The sequence below is a fragment of the Leucobacter sp. genome (assembly GCF_053528595.1).
Genome location: NZ_JAIVPF010000016.1, coordinates 1 through 14,130, shown reverse-complemented (window position 1 = coordinate 14,130; position 14,130 = coordinate 1). Strand labels below are relative to the sequence as shown.

16 protein-coding genes and 1 riboswitch are annotated in these 14,130 nt (G+C 73.3%); of the genes, 8 read left to right on the top strand and 8 right to left on the bottom strand.

Translation table 11 applies throughout. The annotated features are described in order from the left end of the window. Positions 1–116 precede the first annotated feature (116 nt). Complete coding sequence (locus ACWKZU_RS02325; RefSeq protein WP_449280779.1) at positions 117–257, bottom strand: hypothetical protein; 141 nt, start codon at positions 255–257, stop codon at positions 117–119. 92 nt (positions 258–349) lie between these two features. Here ACWKZU_RS02325 and yczR point away from each other — a divergent pair, with 92 nt between their 5' ends. Continuing rightward, positions 350–1,801 (top strand): MocR-like transcription factor YczR, encoded by a 1,452-nt coding sequence (gene yczR / locus ACWKZU_RS02320; protein ID WP_449280778.1) that lies wholly within the window; start codon positions 350–352, stop codon positions 1,799–1,801. Between the two features lie 49 nt (positions 1,802–1,850). Here yczR and ACWKZU_RS02315 read toward each other — a convergent pair whose 3' ends face one another. Further along, positions 1,851–3,176 (bottom strand): NtaA/DmoA family FMN-dependent monooxygenase, encoded by a 1,326-nt coding sequence (locus ACWKZU_RS02315; RefSeq protein WP_449280777.1) that lies wholly within the window; start codon positions 3,174–3,176, stop codon positions 1,851–1,853. Between the two features lie 35 nt (positions 3,177–3,211). Next, a complete protein-coding gene (locus ACWKZU_RS02310; RefSeq protein WP_449280776.1) occupies positions 3,212–3,901 on the bottom strand; it encodes a YkoF family thiamine/hydroxymethylpyrimidine-binding protein in 690 nt (229 codons plus the stop codon). A gap of 52 nt (positions 3,902–3,953) precedes the next feature. Beyond that, positions 3,954–4,063: riboswitch (TPP riboswitch) on the top strand. A 31-nt stretch (positions 4,064–4,094) separates the two neighbouring features. On the opposite strand from ACWKZU_RS02310, the gene ACWKZU_RS02305 reads away from it, so the two are divergent. The 3 genes from ACWKZU_RS02305 to ACWKZU_RS02295 are packed head-to-tail and all read left to right on the top strand — an operon-like array spanning position 4,095 to position 6,810. Beyond that, the gene (locus ACWKZU_RS02305) at positions 4,095–5,201 is read left to right on the top strand and encodes an ABC transporter substrate-binding protein (RefSeq protein WP_449280775.1); all 1,107 of its coding nucleotides are present in this window, start codon (positions 4,095–4,097) and stop codon (positions 5,199–5,201) included. Then, the gene (locus ACWKZU_RS02300) at positions 5,198–6,007 is read left to right on the top strand and encodes an ABC transporter permease (RefSeq protein ID WP_449280774.1); all 810 of its coding nucleotides are present in this window, start codon (positions 5,198–5,200) and stop codon (positions 6,005–6,007) included. Before ACWKZU_RS02305 ends, ACWKZU_RS02300 begins: the two co-directional genes overlap by 4 nt. Beyond that, positions 6,004–6,810: an ABC transporter ATP-binding protein gene (locus ACWKZU_RS02295; RefSeq protein WP_449280773.1), complete on the top strand. Its 807-nt coding sequence runs from the start codon at positions 6,004–6,006 to the stop codon at positions 6,808–6,810. Before ACWKZU_RS02300 ends, ACWKZU_RS02295 begins: the two co-directional genes overlap by 4 nt. A 45-nt stretch (positions 6,811–6,855) precedes the next feature. Here the strand turns inward: ACWKZU_RS02295 and ACWKZU_RS02290 are convergent, their stop codons facing one another. Further along, positions 6,856–7,344 carry a YbaK/EbsC family protein gene (locus tag ACWKZU_RS02290; RefSeq protein WP_449280772.1) on the bottom strand — a complete coding sequence of 163 codons (489 nt, stop codon included), beginning with the start codon at positions 7,342–7,344 and terminating at the stop codon, positions 6,856–6,858. Between the two features lie 89 nt (positions 7,345–7,433). Then, positions 7,434–8,531, bottom strand: coding sequence for a DNA alkylation repair protein (locus ACWKZU_RS02285; protein WP_449280771.1), 1,098 nt, complete (start codon positions 8,529–8,531; stop codon positions 7,434–7,436). 85 nt (positions 8,532–8,616) lie between these two features. Here ACWKZU_RS02285 and ACWKZU_RS02280 point away from each other — a divergent pair, with 85 nt between their 5' ends. Together ACWKZU_RS02280 and ACWKZU_RS02275 are read left to right on the top strand one after the other, a co-directional pair. Further along, a complete protein-coding gene (locus tag ACWKZU_RS02280) occupies positions 8,617–8,883 on the top strand; it encodes a hypothetical protein (protein ID WP_449280770.1) in 267 nt (88 codons plus the stop codon). Between the two features lie 119 nt (positions 8,884–9,002). Next, positions 9,003–10,022: a YihY/virulence factor BrkB family protein gene (locus ACWKZU_RS02275; RefSeq protein ID WP_449280769.1), complete on the top strand. Its 1,020-nt coding sequence runs from the start codon at positions 9,003–9,005 to the stop codon at positions 10,020–10,022. Between the two features lie 11 nt (positions 10,023–10,033). On the opposite strand, the gene ACWKZU_RS02270 is transcribed toward ACWKZU_RS02275, so the two are convergent. Continuing rightward, positions 10,034–10,483: a YdeI/OmpD-associated family protein gene (locus ACWKZU_RS02270; protein ID WP_449280768.1), complete on the bottom strand. Its 450-nt coding sequence runs from the start codon at positions 10,481–10,483 to the stop codon at positions 10,034–10,036. 37 nt (positions 10,484–10,520) lie between these two features. Between ACWKZU_RS02270 and ACWKZU_RS02265 the strand changes: the two genes are divergently transcribed. Both ACWKZU_RS02265 and ACWKZU_RS02260 read left to right on the top strand, forming a co-directional pair. Beyond that, a complete protein-coding gene (locus ACWKZU_RS02265) occupies positions 10,521–11,225 on the top strand; it encodes an SOS response-associated peptidase family protein (RefSeq protein WP_449280767.1) in 705 nt (234 codons plus the stop codon). A gap of 179 nt (positions 11,226–11,404) precedes the next feature. Continuing rightward, positions 11,405–12,844, top strand: a complete 1,440-nt coding sequence (locus ACWKZU_RS02260; RefSeq protein WP_449280766.1) for a M20/M25/M40 family metallo-hydrolase — start codon at positions 11,405–11,407, stop codon at positions 12,842–12,844. A gap of 84 nt (positions 12,845–12,928) precedes the next feature. Here ACWKZU_RS02260 and mscL read toward each other — a convergent pair whose 3' ends face one another. After that, positions 12,929–13,348, bottom strand: a complete 420-nt coding sequence (gene mscL / locus ACWKZU_RS02255; protein ID WP_449280765.1) for a large-conductance mechanosensitive channel protein MscL — start codon at positions 13,346–13,348, stop codon at positions 12,929–12,931. A 21-nt stretch (positions 13,349–13,369) separates the two neighbouring features. Next, on the bottom strand, positions 13,370–14,130 hold a 761-nt coding region (locus ACWKZU_RS02250; protein ID WP_449280764.1), incomplete at its 5' end, for a DUF4190 domain-containing protein.

Here is a 14,130-nt window from a genome sequence, read left to right as displayed (position 1 = left end):
TCGGCGTTTGCTCAACGCCGTCCGCCCGATCGCGTCTGCGCGACCGAGGGACTCGCCGGGCCGTCCCGGCCTGCCGACTCCGCCCGGCGCTCCGGCTTCCGCGCCGCGCGCCCCGATCACGGCTCCGGCCGCCGGGTGTCGTACGCGCTCCGGGTGGGGCGCCTGCCCGCGCCGTCCCGACTCACGACGTACAGCGTGCCGACGCAGATCGCGAGGATCACGACCGCCGCCACGACGACTGCTGCAGTGGGGAACATGATCCGCCTCTCGTTCGGTCCAGTTGATGCTGAATCAATCCAATCAGGAGAAATATGGAGACAGAGAGTGCCAATCTGCATAAACTGGACGCATGGTGAGCTATCCGGGATCCCGTCTCTCCGCCCGGGCGCTCCTCGAACTCGTCGGGGAACTCGATCCCTCGATCGCGGTCTACGAGGCGCTCGCGGACCGGGTGCGGCTGCTGATCGCGGACGGCCGGATCCCCGTGGGGACGCGGCTGCCGTCGGAGCGGGACCTGGCCGCGCAGACCGGGCGGAGCCGCACCACGATCGTGGCCGCCTACCAGGCCCTCCGCGAGACCGGCTACGCGGTCAGCCGGCAGGGGTCGGGCAGCCGGGCGGCGCTGCCCGAGCGCGCCTCCCGAGGATCGTCCGAGGGACGGGCCGTCGATTTCGCGCGGGCCGTGCCGCCCCCGGTCGATGGGCTGGCCGAGATCGTCGCCTCCGTCTCGACGCGCATGGGCGAGGCGCTGCAGGGCCCGGGCTTCGACCTGGTGGGCAACCCGGCGCTGCGGGCCGCCATCGCGCAGCGCTACACCGATCGCGGCCTGCCCACCGGGCCCGAGCAGATCATGGTCACGATGGGCGGCCAGCACGCCATCTCGCTGGCCGCCCACACGCTGCTGTCCCGCGGCGACATCGCACTCATCGAGGCGCCGACCTACCCGCACGCCGCGGACGCGCTGCGACGCGCGGGCGCGCGGCTGGTGACGACCCCCGTCACGAGCGAGGGCTGGGACGTCGAGCACCTCCTCGGCACCATCGACGCCGTACGCCCGGCCCTCGCCTATCTCGTGCCCGATTTCCACAATCCGACGGGCGCCTCCCTTCCCCCGGAGGCGCGCGTCCGACTGGCCGATCGGGCGCGGGCGGCGGGCACGACGCTCATCGTCGACGAGACGACGGCCGACCTCCTGATCGATCGCGACTGGGACGACGGCCCCCTCGCGCGTCACGCCCGGGGGCGTGCTCACGCCGAGGGCGCCGGCGTGCTCACGGTCGGCTCGCTCAGCAAGTCGATCTGGGGCGGCCTGCGCCTCGGGTGGATCCGGGCGGACGCCTCGACGATCCGCCGCCTGGTGCAGGCGCGGCCCGCGGGCGATCTCGGCACGCCGCAGATGGAGCAGCTGCTCGGAGAGCGGATCGTGCGCGAGATGCCCCGGCTCCTCGCGCAGCGCCGGGAGCAGCTGCGCACCCACCGCGACGCCCTGCTCGAACTGCTCGAGCGGCATCTGCCGCAGTGGCGCCTGACGCGGCCCGACGGGGGACTGTCGCTCTGGGTGCAGCTCGACAGGCCCGGCAGCTCGGCGCTCACGACGCTGTGCGAGGCGCGCGGGATGGCCCTGGTCGCCGGCCCGAAGTTCTCCGTCGACGGCGCCCTCGAGCGTTTCCTGCGCGTGCCGTTCACCTCGCCCGTCGCGGATCTCGAGCGCGGGGTGCGGACGCTCGCGGAGAGCTGGGCGCAGCTCGCGGAGCCGGCACGGCCGGGTCTCCGCGAGCACGCCCTGCCCGCGGTGGTATAGCGAGGAGGTGCGGAGACTCCGGTCCACTCGCGAGGACTGGACCGGTATCCTAGTCGCGCAGGTGCGCCCGCAGCGTCGCCCCGGAGTACTCCGTGCGGAACACGCCCCGCCGCTGCAGCTCGGGCACCACACCCGCGACGAAGTCCTCGAACGACGAGTGGTAGAGCGCGGGGAACACGACGAAGCCGTCCGCGGCCTCGCCGCGGAAGAGCTGCTCGAGGTGCCCCGCGACGGTGGCGGGTGAGCCGACCACCTGCGGGTGCAGCTGATTGAGCGACTGCTCGATCGCCAGCTCGGCCACGGTGAATCCCCGCCGGGCGCTCACCGAGGCCAGCATGTCCTCGAAGCCCGTGCTGCCCGTGGCGCCGCGGTGCGCCGCCAGCAGGTCGACCGCCCGGCCGTCGGGATCGAGGCCGCCGGGGTCGCGGGGCTCGATGCGCAGCAGACGCGCCAGCTTCGTCAGCGCGGCCGGCAGATCGATCCGCTCGCGCAGCGCGCCCAGCTTCGCCTGCGCGTCGGCGTCGGTCCAGCCCACGACGGGCTGCACACCCTGCAGCACGCGGATGGAGTCCGGATCCCGGCCGTGATCGATGCGGGCGCGCTCGCGCAGCTCCCGCCGCAGCTCGCGCATCCCCTCCTCGGTGTCGCCGATCGCGAACACCACCTCCGCCCACCGGGCGGCGAAGGCCCGGCCCCGCGGTGACGATCCGGCCTGCATCAGCACCGGGTGGTCCTGCGGGCTGCGGGGCAGGGTGAGCGGGCCGCGCGACAGATCGCCGGGCACGCGGTGCACGAGATCCGGGTCGGCGAACAGCCCCGACTCCCGGTCGTGCACGAGCGCACGGGGCTCCCACGACCGCCACAGGTCCAGGACCGTCTGCACGACCGAGTCGGCCCGGTCGTAGCGCTCCCCGGGCGCCGCGATGCGCTCCCGTCCCATGTTGCGCGCCTCGGCGTCGGTGGTCGAGGTGACGATGTTCCAGGCCGCGCGGCCGCCCGACAGGTGGTCGACCGAGAGCAGCTGGCGGGCGATGGCGTACGGGGGCACGAAGCCGGTCGACACCGTGGCCCCGAGCCCGATGCGGCTCGTCGCGCCGGCGGCCAGCGAAACCGTGGTGATCGGGTCGAGATAGATGCTGCCCTTGCCCGCCGTGCGGAGGGTGGTGGCGTAGTCGCCCCGCCCGTCCTCGGGCACGGCGAGCGCATCGGCGAAGAACACCATGTCGAAGAGCCCGCGCTCCAGGGTGCGCGCCAGATCGGTGTAGAACCGCCCGCTCAGCCAGTCGGCGCGACCCAGCGGATCGCGCCAGTTCTCGGCGTACTGGCTCGTGGGCGGATTGACCATGCCCACGAGATGCATCCGTCGCGCCGTCATCGCGGATGCCCCGTCCTGCTCGTGAAGCGCATCGCTCAGTCCCGGATCGGCGACGGGCTGTTGATCGAGATCGTGAGGTGCGTCACCACGTGCTGCACGGTGCGACCGACCCCGATCCAGGCGTTCGCCGCCGTCTGGAGCACGGCCGCGAGGTCGCCGTCGAGGCGGGTCGCGTAGTGGTCGGATCCCGAGTACACCCCCTCGGCCTTCGCCCGTTCGATCGCCGCGTAGATGGGAGTCATGTGATCGGCGTCGCCGCCCGCGTCTGCGCCGTTCGCCCCGCCGGCGCCGTGGCCGCCGTCGAGCAGCGGATAGAGCGACCAGTGGGCACGGGCGCGCACGCCGGTGTCGTCGAGCGTCACGGGATCCGCGCCGATCGCCGCGACTCCGGCCGGCAGCGCGCACTGCAGCTCGCCCGGGCAGCCGCGCGACAGCAGGACCGCCGCCGAGAGGTGCGCTCCGCTGCGCGCCGCCGCCGCGACGACGTCGCGGATGTAGGCGAGCACTCGCTGCTCGGAGCCGGTGACGAACGTCGAGATGTCGCCGGTCTCGAGGGTCAGGCCGGCGGCGTCCGCCTCGGCGAGGGCGCCGAGGATGATCGCGACGTAGTCGGAGTCGTAGACCGACAGGGTGAAGCGGGCGCCCACGCCGTACTGCTGCGGTGTCAGGGGCGCGGGGGCGGGCGTCGCATCGGCAGGGATCGCGTCGTTCTGCTGCGGAGTCACGCCCACCACCATAGGGGATCGCTTCGCGCTCGATGACGGAGTGTTGCTAGCATGTGGGGCACACGGGAGTCCGGTAGGCCGGGCTGAGAGGAAGGTCATCAACCTTCGACCGTCGAACCTGATCTGGATCATGCCAGCGCAGGGAGACACTCTACGAACCCGTGCCCATCCATCACAGAAGGGGCACGCTTCAATGCGCCACCACATCATCACCCGCACCCATTCCCGCGCCGCACAGCGGGACGGCACCGGCACCGGCAGAGCAGTGCTGCGGCGGTTCGCCGCCGCCGGGGCCGCGATCCTCGCCGCAGGCCTCGCGCTCACCGCGTGCGCCGGAACCGCACCCGCCGAGGATCCGGCCGCGGGCGAGGGACTCGCCCCCGTCGCGTTCGCGCTCGACTGGGCGCCCAACACCAACCACATCGGCGTGTACGTCGCCGATGAGCTCGGGTACTTCGCGGAGGCGGGGCTCGACGTCGAGATCCTGCCCTACGGCTCCACCCCGGCGGTGCAGCTGGTCTCGGCGGGCGAGGCCGACTTCGGCATCGGCGGCCAGTCGGGCGTGCAGATGGCGCGCACGGCCGGGCTCGATCTGGTCTCGGTGTACCGCGTCACGCAGACCGACACCGGGCGCCTGGTGATGCTGGGGGACCGCGAGGACCTCACGCGCCCCGCCGACCTCGACGGGCTCGTCTTCGGCGGCTTCGGAGCCCCGCTGTACTCGGCGCTCGCCGCCTCGACGATCCGAGGCGACGGCGGTGAGGGCGAGTTCGAGGAGGTGGTGCTCGACACCGGCGCCTACGAGGCGCTCTCGCAGGGGCGCATCGACTTCACGCTCTCGGTGTCGACCTGGGAGGACCTGCAGACGCGGATCGACGGGCACCCCTACCGAGCCTTCCGCTACCAGGACTTCGGCGTGCCCGAGCAGCAGTCCACCGGCATCGTGTCGAGCGAGCGGTACCTCGACGAGCATCCCGAGGAGGCCGCGGCGTTCGTGCAGGCGGTGGCCCGGGGCTACGCCTACGCCGCCGACCACCCGGACGAGGCCGCGGAACTGCTCATCGCCGCGAACCCCGACACGCTCGGCACGGCCGAGGAGCTCGTGCGCCGCAGCGCCGAACTGATGGCGAGCGACGGGTACCTCGTCTCCGAGGAGCGGCCGATCGGGGCCGCGGATCCCGAGGCCTGGGCGGAGTTCGGCGCCTTCCTCTTCGAGGGCGGCTTCCTCACCGACTCCGAGGGCGAGCCGCTCGCCGAGGAGCCCGACTGGACCGAGTACTACACCGACGAGTACCTGTGACGCGCTCGCGAGGAGCCGAGGCCGGGGGATCGGCCGCGTCGCGCATCGCGGGCGCGGCGGTGCCCCCGGTCCTCGCGTTCCTCGTGCTGCTCGCCCTCTGGCAGGCGGTGGCCGTCGCCGGCCTCGTGCCGGCCGACATGCTGCCGGCGCCCACCCGCATCGTGTCGTCCGGACTCGCGGAGCGCGACGCGCTGCTGCGGCACACCGCCCCGACGCTGCTCGCCACGCTGACCGGGTTCTCGCTGTCGGTGACGGTCGCCTTCGTCACGGCGACGCTGCTCGACTTCTGGGCTCCGTTCAGGCGCGCGCTGCTGCCGCTGCTCATCGTCAGCCAGACCCTGCCGCTCATCGCGCTCGCGCCGCTCGTGGTGCTGTGGTTCGGCTTCGGCCTGCTGCCCAAGATCCTCCTCGTCGCCTTCGTCACCTTCTTCCCGATGGTGGTGGGCTTCCTGCGGGGCTTCGCGTCGGCCGACCCGGAGGCGGAGCACCTGCTGCGCTCGATGGGCGCGGGGCGATCCGCGGTGTTCCGGATGATCCGGCTGCCCGCGGCGACACCCTCGTTCTTCTCGTCGCTGCGCATCTCGATCACCTACGCGGTGGTGGGCGCGATCTTCGCCGAGTACGCGGGTGCGGTCGCCGGGCTGGGCGTCTACATGCAGTCGGCCAAGAACGTCTTCCGCACCGACCTCGTGCTGTCCGCGGTGCTCATGAGCACGGTGCTCACGCTCGCCCTGTACGGCTCGGTGGTGCTGATCGAGCGCCGGTGCGTGCCGTGGCTGCGCGTCGAGCAGGGAGCGGAGCGATGAGGAGCGGGGGCGAGGCGGCGGGTGCGGTGCGCGACGGGGCTCGCGGGCTCGAGGTGCGCGCGCTCGGCAAGAGCTTCGGCGTGCGCCGGGTGCTCGACGGCGTCTCCTTCGGGATCGCTCCGGGGGAGGTCGTGGCGCTCGTGGGGGCGAGCGGCAGCGGCAAGTCGACGCTGCTCTCGATCCTCACCGGCGCCCTGCGGCCCGATGCCGGGGAGATCCGCTTCGGCGGAGCCGCCGTGGCGGGGCGCGACCGTCCCTTCGCCTACATGCCGCAGCGCGACGTGCTCCTGCCGTGGCGACGCATCGTCGACAACGCGGGTATCGGGCTCGAGGTCGCCGGGGCGCCGAGGCGCGAGGCACGGGAACGGGTGGGGCGGCTGCTGGTCCCGTTCGGGCTCGCCGGCACCGAGCGGTGCTTCCCCCGCCAGCTCTCGGGCGGCATGCGGCAGCGGGTGTCGTTCCTGCGCGCGGTCGTGCAGGGGCGCCCGGTGCTGCTGCTGGACGAGCCGTTCGGGGCGCTCGACGCCATCACCCGGGACGAGCTGCAGCGCTGGCTGCTGGGCATGTGGCAGAGCGAGGGCTGGACCATCCTGCTCATCACCCACGACACCCGCGAGGCGGTGCGCCTGGCCGATCGGGTGCTCGTGCTGCCCGCGACGCCGGGGCCGCTGGCCGGGGAGGTGCGCGTGACCCGGGAGATCCCGCGCCGGGACGGATTCCTCACCGATCCTCGGGTGCCGGTCCTGGAGGAACGGCTGCACGGCCTGCTCGTCGCGGCGTCGGAACGCGATCGCGGACGGTGATCCCTCGGCCGCTCCGGAGTGCGGGCGAGGCGGTCGGCGGCGTTCCTACGCCTCGGGGCGCCACCCCACCGTGATGTCGACCCAGCCCTCGGCCCCGCTCAGCGACTCGAGCGCGTCGACGGGCACCAGCACCGCCGAGTTCGCGGTTCCGGCAGCCGGGAAGACCGTGTCGAACCGACGCAGCGACTCGTCGAGGAAGACCCGGGTGCCGTCGGGATTGGCGAACGGGCAGACCCCGCCGATGGGGTGGCCGGTCAGCGCGGGCACGTCCTCGCCCTGCAGCATGCGCGGTTTCCCGCCGAAGCGGCGTTTGAACATGCCGCTGTTCACCTTCGCGTCACCGGCCGCGACCACGAGCACGGCCCGCTCGGGAGCGTCGGGATCGTGGAAGCCGAGGGTCTTCGCGATCCGCTCGGGCTCCGTGCCGACCTTCTGGGCGGCCAGCTCCACGGTGGCGCTCGACTCGGCGAACTCGAGGATCTCGCCCGACCAGCCGCGTCCGGAGAGGTGCTCGCGTACCCGTGCGGTTCCCATTCGTTGTCCCTTCACCCGGTGATGCAGATGCGATCCGTGCTCCAGCGTACCGGTCCGGCGAGCCCCGGATCCGGCCGCGGACGTGTTCCTCAGGCCAGCACGGCGAAGTCCGCCCGCTCGTGCGCGACGCCGTTGACCTGCAGCGCCACCCCGTAGGCGCCCGGATAGTAGCGGCGCGTGGTGATGGGGCGGAAGGAGTGCGCTGCCTCGACCGACGTGCGCTCTCCCGGCGCGAGGCTGCGCCGCGCGAGCTTGAACACCTTCTTCCGCTCATCGCCGCGGGCGCCGGGGAAGAACAGCACGTAGTCGATCATGAGGGCGGCCGGCGCCTCGCCCGGATTCTCGATCGTCGCGGCGAACCGGACCGTGCCACCGGCCTCCACCGTCGTCGGGGATACCTGGAGGGGCGACACGGCGACCCCGGCGGGCGCGAACCCGAGCAGGGCGAGCGCCTCGGGGTCGCCGCGCTTCACGAGCGTGCGCAGGGCGTGCCGCTCGGTGCGGGGCAGGTGCTCGCCGCCGCGCCGCCGCCACCCCCGCACCGTGTCGAGGGTGAACGCGGCGTGGGTGCGGCTGTGATCGTTGAGGTGATTGGCGACCGACCGGCGCACCGAGTCCGACGGGTCGTCGTACAGGGCGTCGAGGATCGGCCGGCTCGGAGCGGGGTCGGCGACGAGCGCCGGGATCCGCTCGCCCCAGGGGAGCAGCGGGCGGCTGCCCTCCGAGGCGAGACGGCGCACGTTCCAGTCCCCGTCCCCGGTCCACTGCGTCATGCGCTCGAGCGCGCGGTCGAGGTCGTGCAGCAGCAGCGGGCGGATCGCGAACTCGGAGGTGAACCGCGGCGTCAGCTCGCGCAGCACGTCCAGCGCGTCGTCGAAGGCGTCGCGCGAGTCCTCCTGCACGGCGCGCCGTGCGATCGACAACCCCACGGGCCAGAGCAGCCACCCCTCGAAGCCGGGGTGCTGCAGCGCCGTGCGCACCGCGGCGGCGAGTGCGGCGTGGTCTCCGGGCACGTCTTCGAGGATCCCGCCCGCGAGCGCCCGCGCCCGCTCGCTCAGGGTCAGGGGGCCGAGCGCGTCGGCGGCCATCCGGGTCGCCCGCAGCGGATTGCCGGGCGCCGCATCGCCGAGCGCCTCGAGCAGCGTCGCCGCAGCCGTCCGCCCCAGCAGATCCTCCGTCATCGACATGGGCTCCTCCATTCCGCACACAGCATACGCGCCGGAGACCCTCGGGAACGCCGGGCGGTTGATCCGCGAGCGCCGCCGCACTAGATTGCTGCATACCACCCGCTGGAAGAACGAGTACCGACAGGCCGAACGACAGGGGGAGATCATGATACCGGATCGCATCGAGCCGAGCGCCGAGGCCTCGGAGGCGGACGTGCTGGATCAGCTGGCACCGGCTGACCCGAGCGAGGAGGAGCCGGCCCCGGAGCCGCTCGCCGCGGCGAAGCAGCCCGTGAGCGAGGCCGACTGGGTCGAGCAGCAGAAGCCGGTGCCGTTGGACGATGACCGGGAGGCGGACGGCGCCGACGTCTGACCGCACGGACGGCGGCGCGCGTGCGCGCCGCCTCGCCCGGCGCTCCGTCCCTATATCCGATCCGAACGCCGAGCGAAAGGGCTCGTGGGGGCCTGCCGCGCGTCACTAGGGTGGTGATCATGGTGAGCCAGCAGACGAACGGCCCGGGCGGCGCGATGCGTCGCCTCGTCGCGCGCGCACTGCAGCTGCGTCTCGTGCGCTCCTACCTGCGCTACTCCGAGCACCGCGGCCCGATGCTCGCCGACAGCATCACCTACCGCGCCCTGTTCAGCGTCTTCGCGGCGGTGCTGCTCGGGTTCTCGCTCGCGGCGCTCTGGCTCGCGGGCAACCCCGATGCGATGCGGGCGCTCACCGACGCGCTGAACGCCGCGGTCCCGGGGCTCACCGATGTCGTCGACCCCTCGAAGATCGAGGCGCCCGCCGGGTTCACGATCGTGGGTGCGATCTCGCTGCTCGGTCTCGTCGGCGCGGCCATCAGCGCGATCGGCAGCCTGCGCACCGCGCTGCGGGTGCTCGCCGACGAACTGCACGACGACGGCTTCTTCCTCTGGGTGCTGCTGCGCAACCTGCTGGTCGCCGCGGCGTTCGGCGGGCTGCTGGTGCTCGCCGCGTTGCTGAGCGTCGCGGGTTCGTTCGGGATCGCGACCGTCGCCTCGTGGCTGGGGCTCGGATCGGGCGGGGGCGTCGCCGACGCGCTCACGCGCGCGTTCGGGATCGCGGTGGTGCTCGTGATCGACACCCTGGCGGTGGCGCTGGTCTTCCGGCTGCTCTCGGGTGTCGCGGCGCCGGCTCGCGCCCTGTGGGGCGGCGCCGTGCTCGGCGGGATCGGGCTCACGGTGCTGCAGGAGCTCTCGGGGCTCTTCGTGCGGGGCGCGACCTCCAACCCGCTGCTCGCCACCTTCGCGGCGCTGATCGCCCTGCTGCTGTGGTTCAACCTCTCGGCACAGGTGATCCTGCTGGCGAGCAGCTACATCATCACGGCGACGGCGGAGACGCGGGACCGGGTGCGGGAGCGCTACGGGGCCGAGACGCTCGCGCAGCATCGACGGCGACGCGCGGAGGACGTCGTGCACGCCGCGACCCGCGAGCTGCGGGCCGCTGAGGCGGCGGAGGCCGAGGAGCGCGGCGGGGACCGCTGATCCGCGCCGGATCAGCCGAGCGCCTGCCGCACCCGCTCCACGACCGCGGCGATCCGCCGCTCGCGGGTCTCGGGGCGTTTCGCCTCGACGACGGAGCGGACGTTCTCCTTGCGGTGCGAGGGCGCGAGCGCATCGAAGGCGGCGCGCACGCGCGGGTCGGCGTCGAGCGCCGCCGCGAGATCCTCGGGCACCTCGATCGTCCGCTCAGCGGTATCGAGCTCGATCAGGGCGGTCACGCGGTCGCCGATCTCGACGCCCAGCTCGCCGCGCGCGGCCTTCGACAAGCCGATGAGGTTCCTGCCGCCCATGCGCGCGAGGCGGAGCCGGGCCGAACGCTCGCCGACCGTCACGCGGACCGGGGCGCGCCCGCCGCCGCCCAGCTCTTCGACCTGCGCATCGGTGAGCTCGATCGCGGTGGCGGGGCCCTGGGCCTCGAGCACGGTGCTGACTTCGAGAGACATGCGCTCATGCTATCCGCCGCCGGTCTAGGGTGGAAGGGTGTGCTCGACGTACGGTTTCGGGGGAGGCCCGCACGGGCTCGGACTGACCTTCGACCTGCCCCCGATGCACGAGCCCGACAGCCGCAGGCTGCTCGCCGAGTGGGCCCGCGAGCAGCGCGGTCGGGCGCGCATCACCGGTCGCCGGGCGCGCAACCTCAACCCGATCATCCACGCCGGCTACGGCGATCCCGTCGTCGAGCTCGCCTGGTGGTGGCTGCACGTCGGCGGCGAGCCGGCGCCCTTCAGCGCGTTCAACTCGCGCGACGACACGCTGCTGCGCAAGTGGCGCGAGCCCTTCCAGCGCCGCGCGATCCTGCCCGCCCACTGGTACGTGGAGAAGGGGAGCACCTTCGCGCTGCCGGGGGACGAGCTGTTCGGGATCGCCGCCATCGTGACGCCGGTGCCGCAGCCGGCGTCTCAGCCCGGCGGGCTGCTCATGAGCTATTCGATGGTGACGCGCGACGCGGTGGCGCGCGCGACCGAGGCGCACCCGCGCATGCCGATGCTGCTGCCGCGCGATTTCCACGGGACCTGGCTCGATCCCGAGCGCCCGGGAGACGCCGCGCTGCTCGCGGCCGCCATCGGGGCGTCGACCGAGATCTGCGCGGAGGTGCTGCCCGTCGGCGGGCCGACCGATTCCGAGCCCGCCGCCGATACCGGCCCGGGGTCCGCCGAGAGCGCCGCCGCTCCCACCCTCTTCTAGCCGCACCCGCTCTCCGCGGCTCTGCCGCACTCGCTCTGCCGCTCCACCGCCGTGCCGCTCCGCAGCGGTACCGCAGCGGAGGAGCGCCGCGAGGCGCCGGGCGGCGATCCTCACCGCTAGGCTGAGCGCTGGATCGGGCCCGGCCGGGCCCTGCAGCACTCGCACTCGAAGGAGCACACATGGCCGAGAAAGCCGAGCAGAACGAGGAGACGACGGCGCGCGAGGCGGCCCTCCGCACGGAGGTGGCGGCGCAGTTCGAGCGCACGATGGACGACCTCGCGCGGCTCGTGCGCATCCCGTCGGTATCCTGGCCCGCGTTCGACCCGGAGCACGTCGCCGCGAGCGCCGGGGCCATCGCCGAACTGCTGCGCGAGACGGGGGTGTTCGACGTCGTCGACATCCGTCGGGCGCCGGTTGCGGGCGCCGAGGGGAGCGCCGACCCCGAGCTCGGGCATCCCGCCGTCGTGGCCCGCCGGGAGCCCCGCAACGGCAGGCCCACCGTGCTGCTCTACGCCCACCACGACGTGCAGCCGCCGGGGAAGGACGCGGACTGGGACACGCCGCCCTTCGAGCCGACGCTGCGGAACGGGCGCCTCTACGGGCGCGGCGCCGCCGACGACAAGGCGGGGGTCATGGCGCATCTCGGCGCGATCCGCGCGCTCGCCGCCACCGCTGAGGCCGAGGGGCGCGAGCTCGATCTCGGCATCGCGCTCTTCATCGAGGGCGAGGAGGAGTGGGCGTCGCAGTCGTTCGGCAACTTCCTGCGCGAGAACCGGGATCTGCTCGCGGCCGACGCGATCATCGTCGCCGACTCCGGCAACTGGGACGAGCAGACGCCGGCCCTCACGGTCGCGCTGCGCGGCGCCGTCGCCTTCAACCTGCGCGTCGACACCCTGGCGCACGCCTCGCACTCGGGCATGTTCGGCGGGGCGGTGCCCGACGCGATGCTCGCGACGGTGCGGCTGCTCGACACGCTCTGGGACGCGGACGGCGCCGTGGCGGTCGAGGGGCTGCGCTCGGCGGAGCTGCCGGCCCCCGAGTACGACGTGACCCGGTTGCGGCAGGAGGCGGCGCTGCTCGACGGCGTGAGCCCGATCGGGCGCGGCGAGATCCTCTCCCGCATCTGGGCGCAGCCGGCCGTGTCGATCACCGGCATCGACGCGCCCGACGTGGCGAACGCCTCGAACACGCTGATCCCGGGCACCCGCGTGCGCATCAGCGCCCGGATCGCACCCGGCCAGGATCCGGCCGAGGCCTTCGAGGCGATCAAGGCGCACCTGCTCGCCCATGCCCCGTTCGGCGCCCGGCTCGCGTTCGAGGACGAGGGGCTGGGCCAGGCGTTCCTGGTCGACACGAGCGGCTGGGCGGTCGCCGAGGTGCGCTCCGCGATGGCCGACGCGTGGGAGCGGGAGCCGGTCGACATGGGGGTGGGCGGCTCGATCCCGTTCATCGCCGAGCTCGTCGAGGAATTCCCGGGCGCGCAGATCCTCGTCACGGGCGTCGAGGATCCCGACGGCCGCGCGCACAGCCCGAACGAGTCGCTGCACGTCGAGTCGTTCCGCAAGTCGGTGCTCACCGAGGCGCTCTTCCTGTCGCGACTCGACGGGCGCGCGCCGTAGGCGCTGCCCGGCGACCGGAGCACGCGCGGCACGGGGGCGAGGGATCCGCGGATCCCTCGCCCCCGTGCCGCGCGGCGACGCGGTTCAGTGCTTGTGAGGCGACTCCTCCGGTGCGCCGCCGCCGCCCGCCTGCGTCCGCAGCAGGTCGCGGATCTCGGTCAGCAGCTCCTGCTCGGTCGGCACCGCGGGCTCGTTGCTCTCCGGGGCCGGCCGGCGCAGCCGGTTCATGGGCATCACGAACACGAAGTAGACGACCGCCGCGACGATCACGAAGTTGATGACCGCGCCGATCACCGCGCCGAGTGCGATGGTGCCGCCGCCGGGGAGGCCGATCTGCAGTGCGCCGTCGAGCGAGTCGGCCTTGAAGACCATGCCGATGACCGGATTGATGAGCGATTCGACGACGCGCTCGACGACCGAGTTGAACGCGGCGCCGATGACGACGGCGACCGCCAGGTCGACCACGTTGCCGCGGAGCAGGAACTCCTTGAACCCCTTGAACATGTGCTCTCCTTCTCTGAGCGGTTACAGGCAGGCCAGCCCGTCGGACATGGCCGCTTCGAAGTAGTCGTTCATCAGTGCTTCGACGTCGGCGCTCTCGCCGGCCAGCGGATTCTGCACGTACTCGTAGAAGCGCTGGTAGACCCCCTGGTTGGGGCTCTCGATGTCGGCGAGCTTGCGGAAGGCGTCGAGCGCCTGCGCATCGGCGACGTCCTCGGAGGCGCCGTAGTCGCTGAGCTCGGTGAACGCGGCGCAGAACTCGGCCGAGCGCTCGCCGGTGCCGGTGGCCTCGGAACCGGACGTCGTGTCGTCCGGCAGCGCCGTCGCGTCATCGGTGGGCTGCTCCCCGCCGTCGGGCAGCGAGTCGAGCTCCTCGAGCTGCTGCTCCAGCTGGTCGATGCTGGTGTCGCTGAGGTCCGAGGCGTACTTCACGGCCGCGCCGGCGACCGCGATGCTGACGACGATCGCGAGGATCGTGCCGGCGAGCGCGACGTATCCGATGATGGTGCCGGCGAGTGCGAAGCCGCGGCCGCGCTCCCCGGACTTCTTGATCTGGCTGAGCGCGATGTGGCCGCAGATGATGCCGACGAGGCTCACGAAGAACGAACCGATGAACGACACGAGCGCGAGGGCGTTCAGGGGCGCCTGCGGGGCGCCCGCGGGCTGCGGGTAGCCCGCCGGAGGCGCCCCGGCGGGCTGCTGGGGCGGGGCACCGGCGGGCGGGGCCGCGGGGGAGCCGGGCTGCTGGGGGAAGGGCTGGCCGGGCCGCGGGGGCTGCGCCGCCG

Bases quoted from the DNA above. Each gene is read 5' to 3' on its own strand.
- ACWKZU_RS02285 (WP_449280771.1), bottom strand. From the start codon at position 8,531: ATGTCGATGACGGAGGATCTGCTGGGGCGGACGGCTGCGGCGACGCTG.
- ACWKZU_RS02275 (WP_449280769.1), top strand. From the start codon at position 9,003: ATGGTGAGCCAGCAGACGAACGGCCCGGGCGGCGCGATGCGTCGCCTC.
- ACWKZU_RS02290 (WP_449280772.1), bottom strand. From the start codon at position 7,344: ATGGGAACCGCACGGGTACGCGAGCACCTCTCCGGACGCGGCTGGTCG.
- ACWKZU_RS02305 (WP_449280775.1), top strand. From the start codon at position 4,095: ATGCGCCACCACATCATCACCCGCACCCATTCCCGCGCCGCACAGCGG.
- ACWKZU_RS02260 (WP_449280766.1), top strand. From the start codon at position 11,405: ATGGCCGAGAAAGCCGAGCAGAACGAGGAGACGACGGCGCGCGAGGCG.
- ACWKZU_RS02325 (WP_449280779.1), bottom strand. From the start codon at position 257: ATGTTCCCCACTGCAGCAGTCGTCGTGGCGGCGGTCGTGATCCTCGCG.
- ACWKZU_RS02295 (WP_449280773.1), top strand. From the start codon at position 6,004: ATGAGGAGCGGGGGCGAGGCGGCGGGTGCGGTGCGCGACGGGGCTCGC.
- ACWKZU_RS02315 (WP_449280777.1), bottom strand. From the start codon at position 3,176: ATGACGGCGCGACGGATGCATCTCGTGGGCATGGTCAATCCGCCCACG.
- yczR (WP_449280778.1), top strand. From the start codon at position 350: ATGGTGAGCTATCCGGGATCCCGTCTCTCCGCCCGGGCGCTCCTCGAA.
- ACWKZU_RS02270 (WP_449280768.1), bottom strand. From the start codon at position 10,483: ATGTCTCTCGAAGTCAGCACCGTGCTCGAGGCCCAGGGCCCCGCCACC.
- mscL (WP_449280765.1), bottom strand. From the start codon at position 13,348: ATGTTCAAGGGGTTCAAGGAGTTCCTGCTCCGCGGCAACGTGGTCGAC.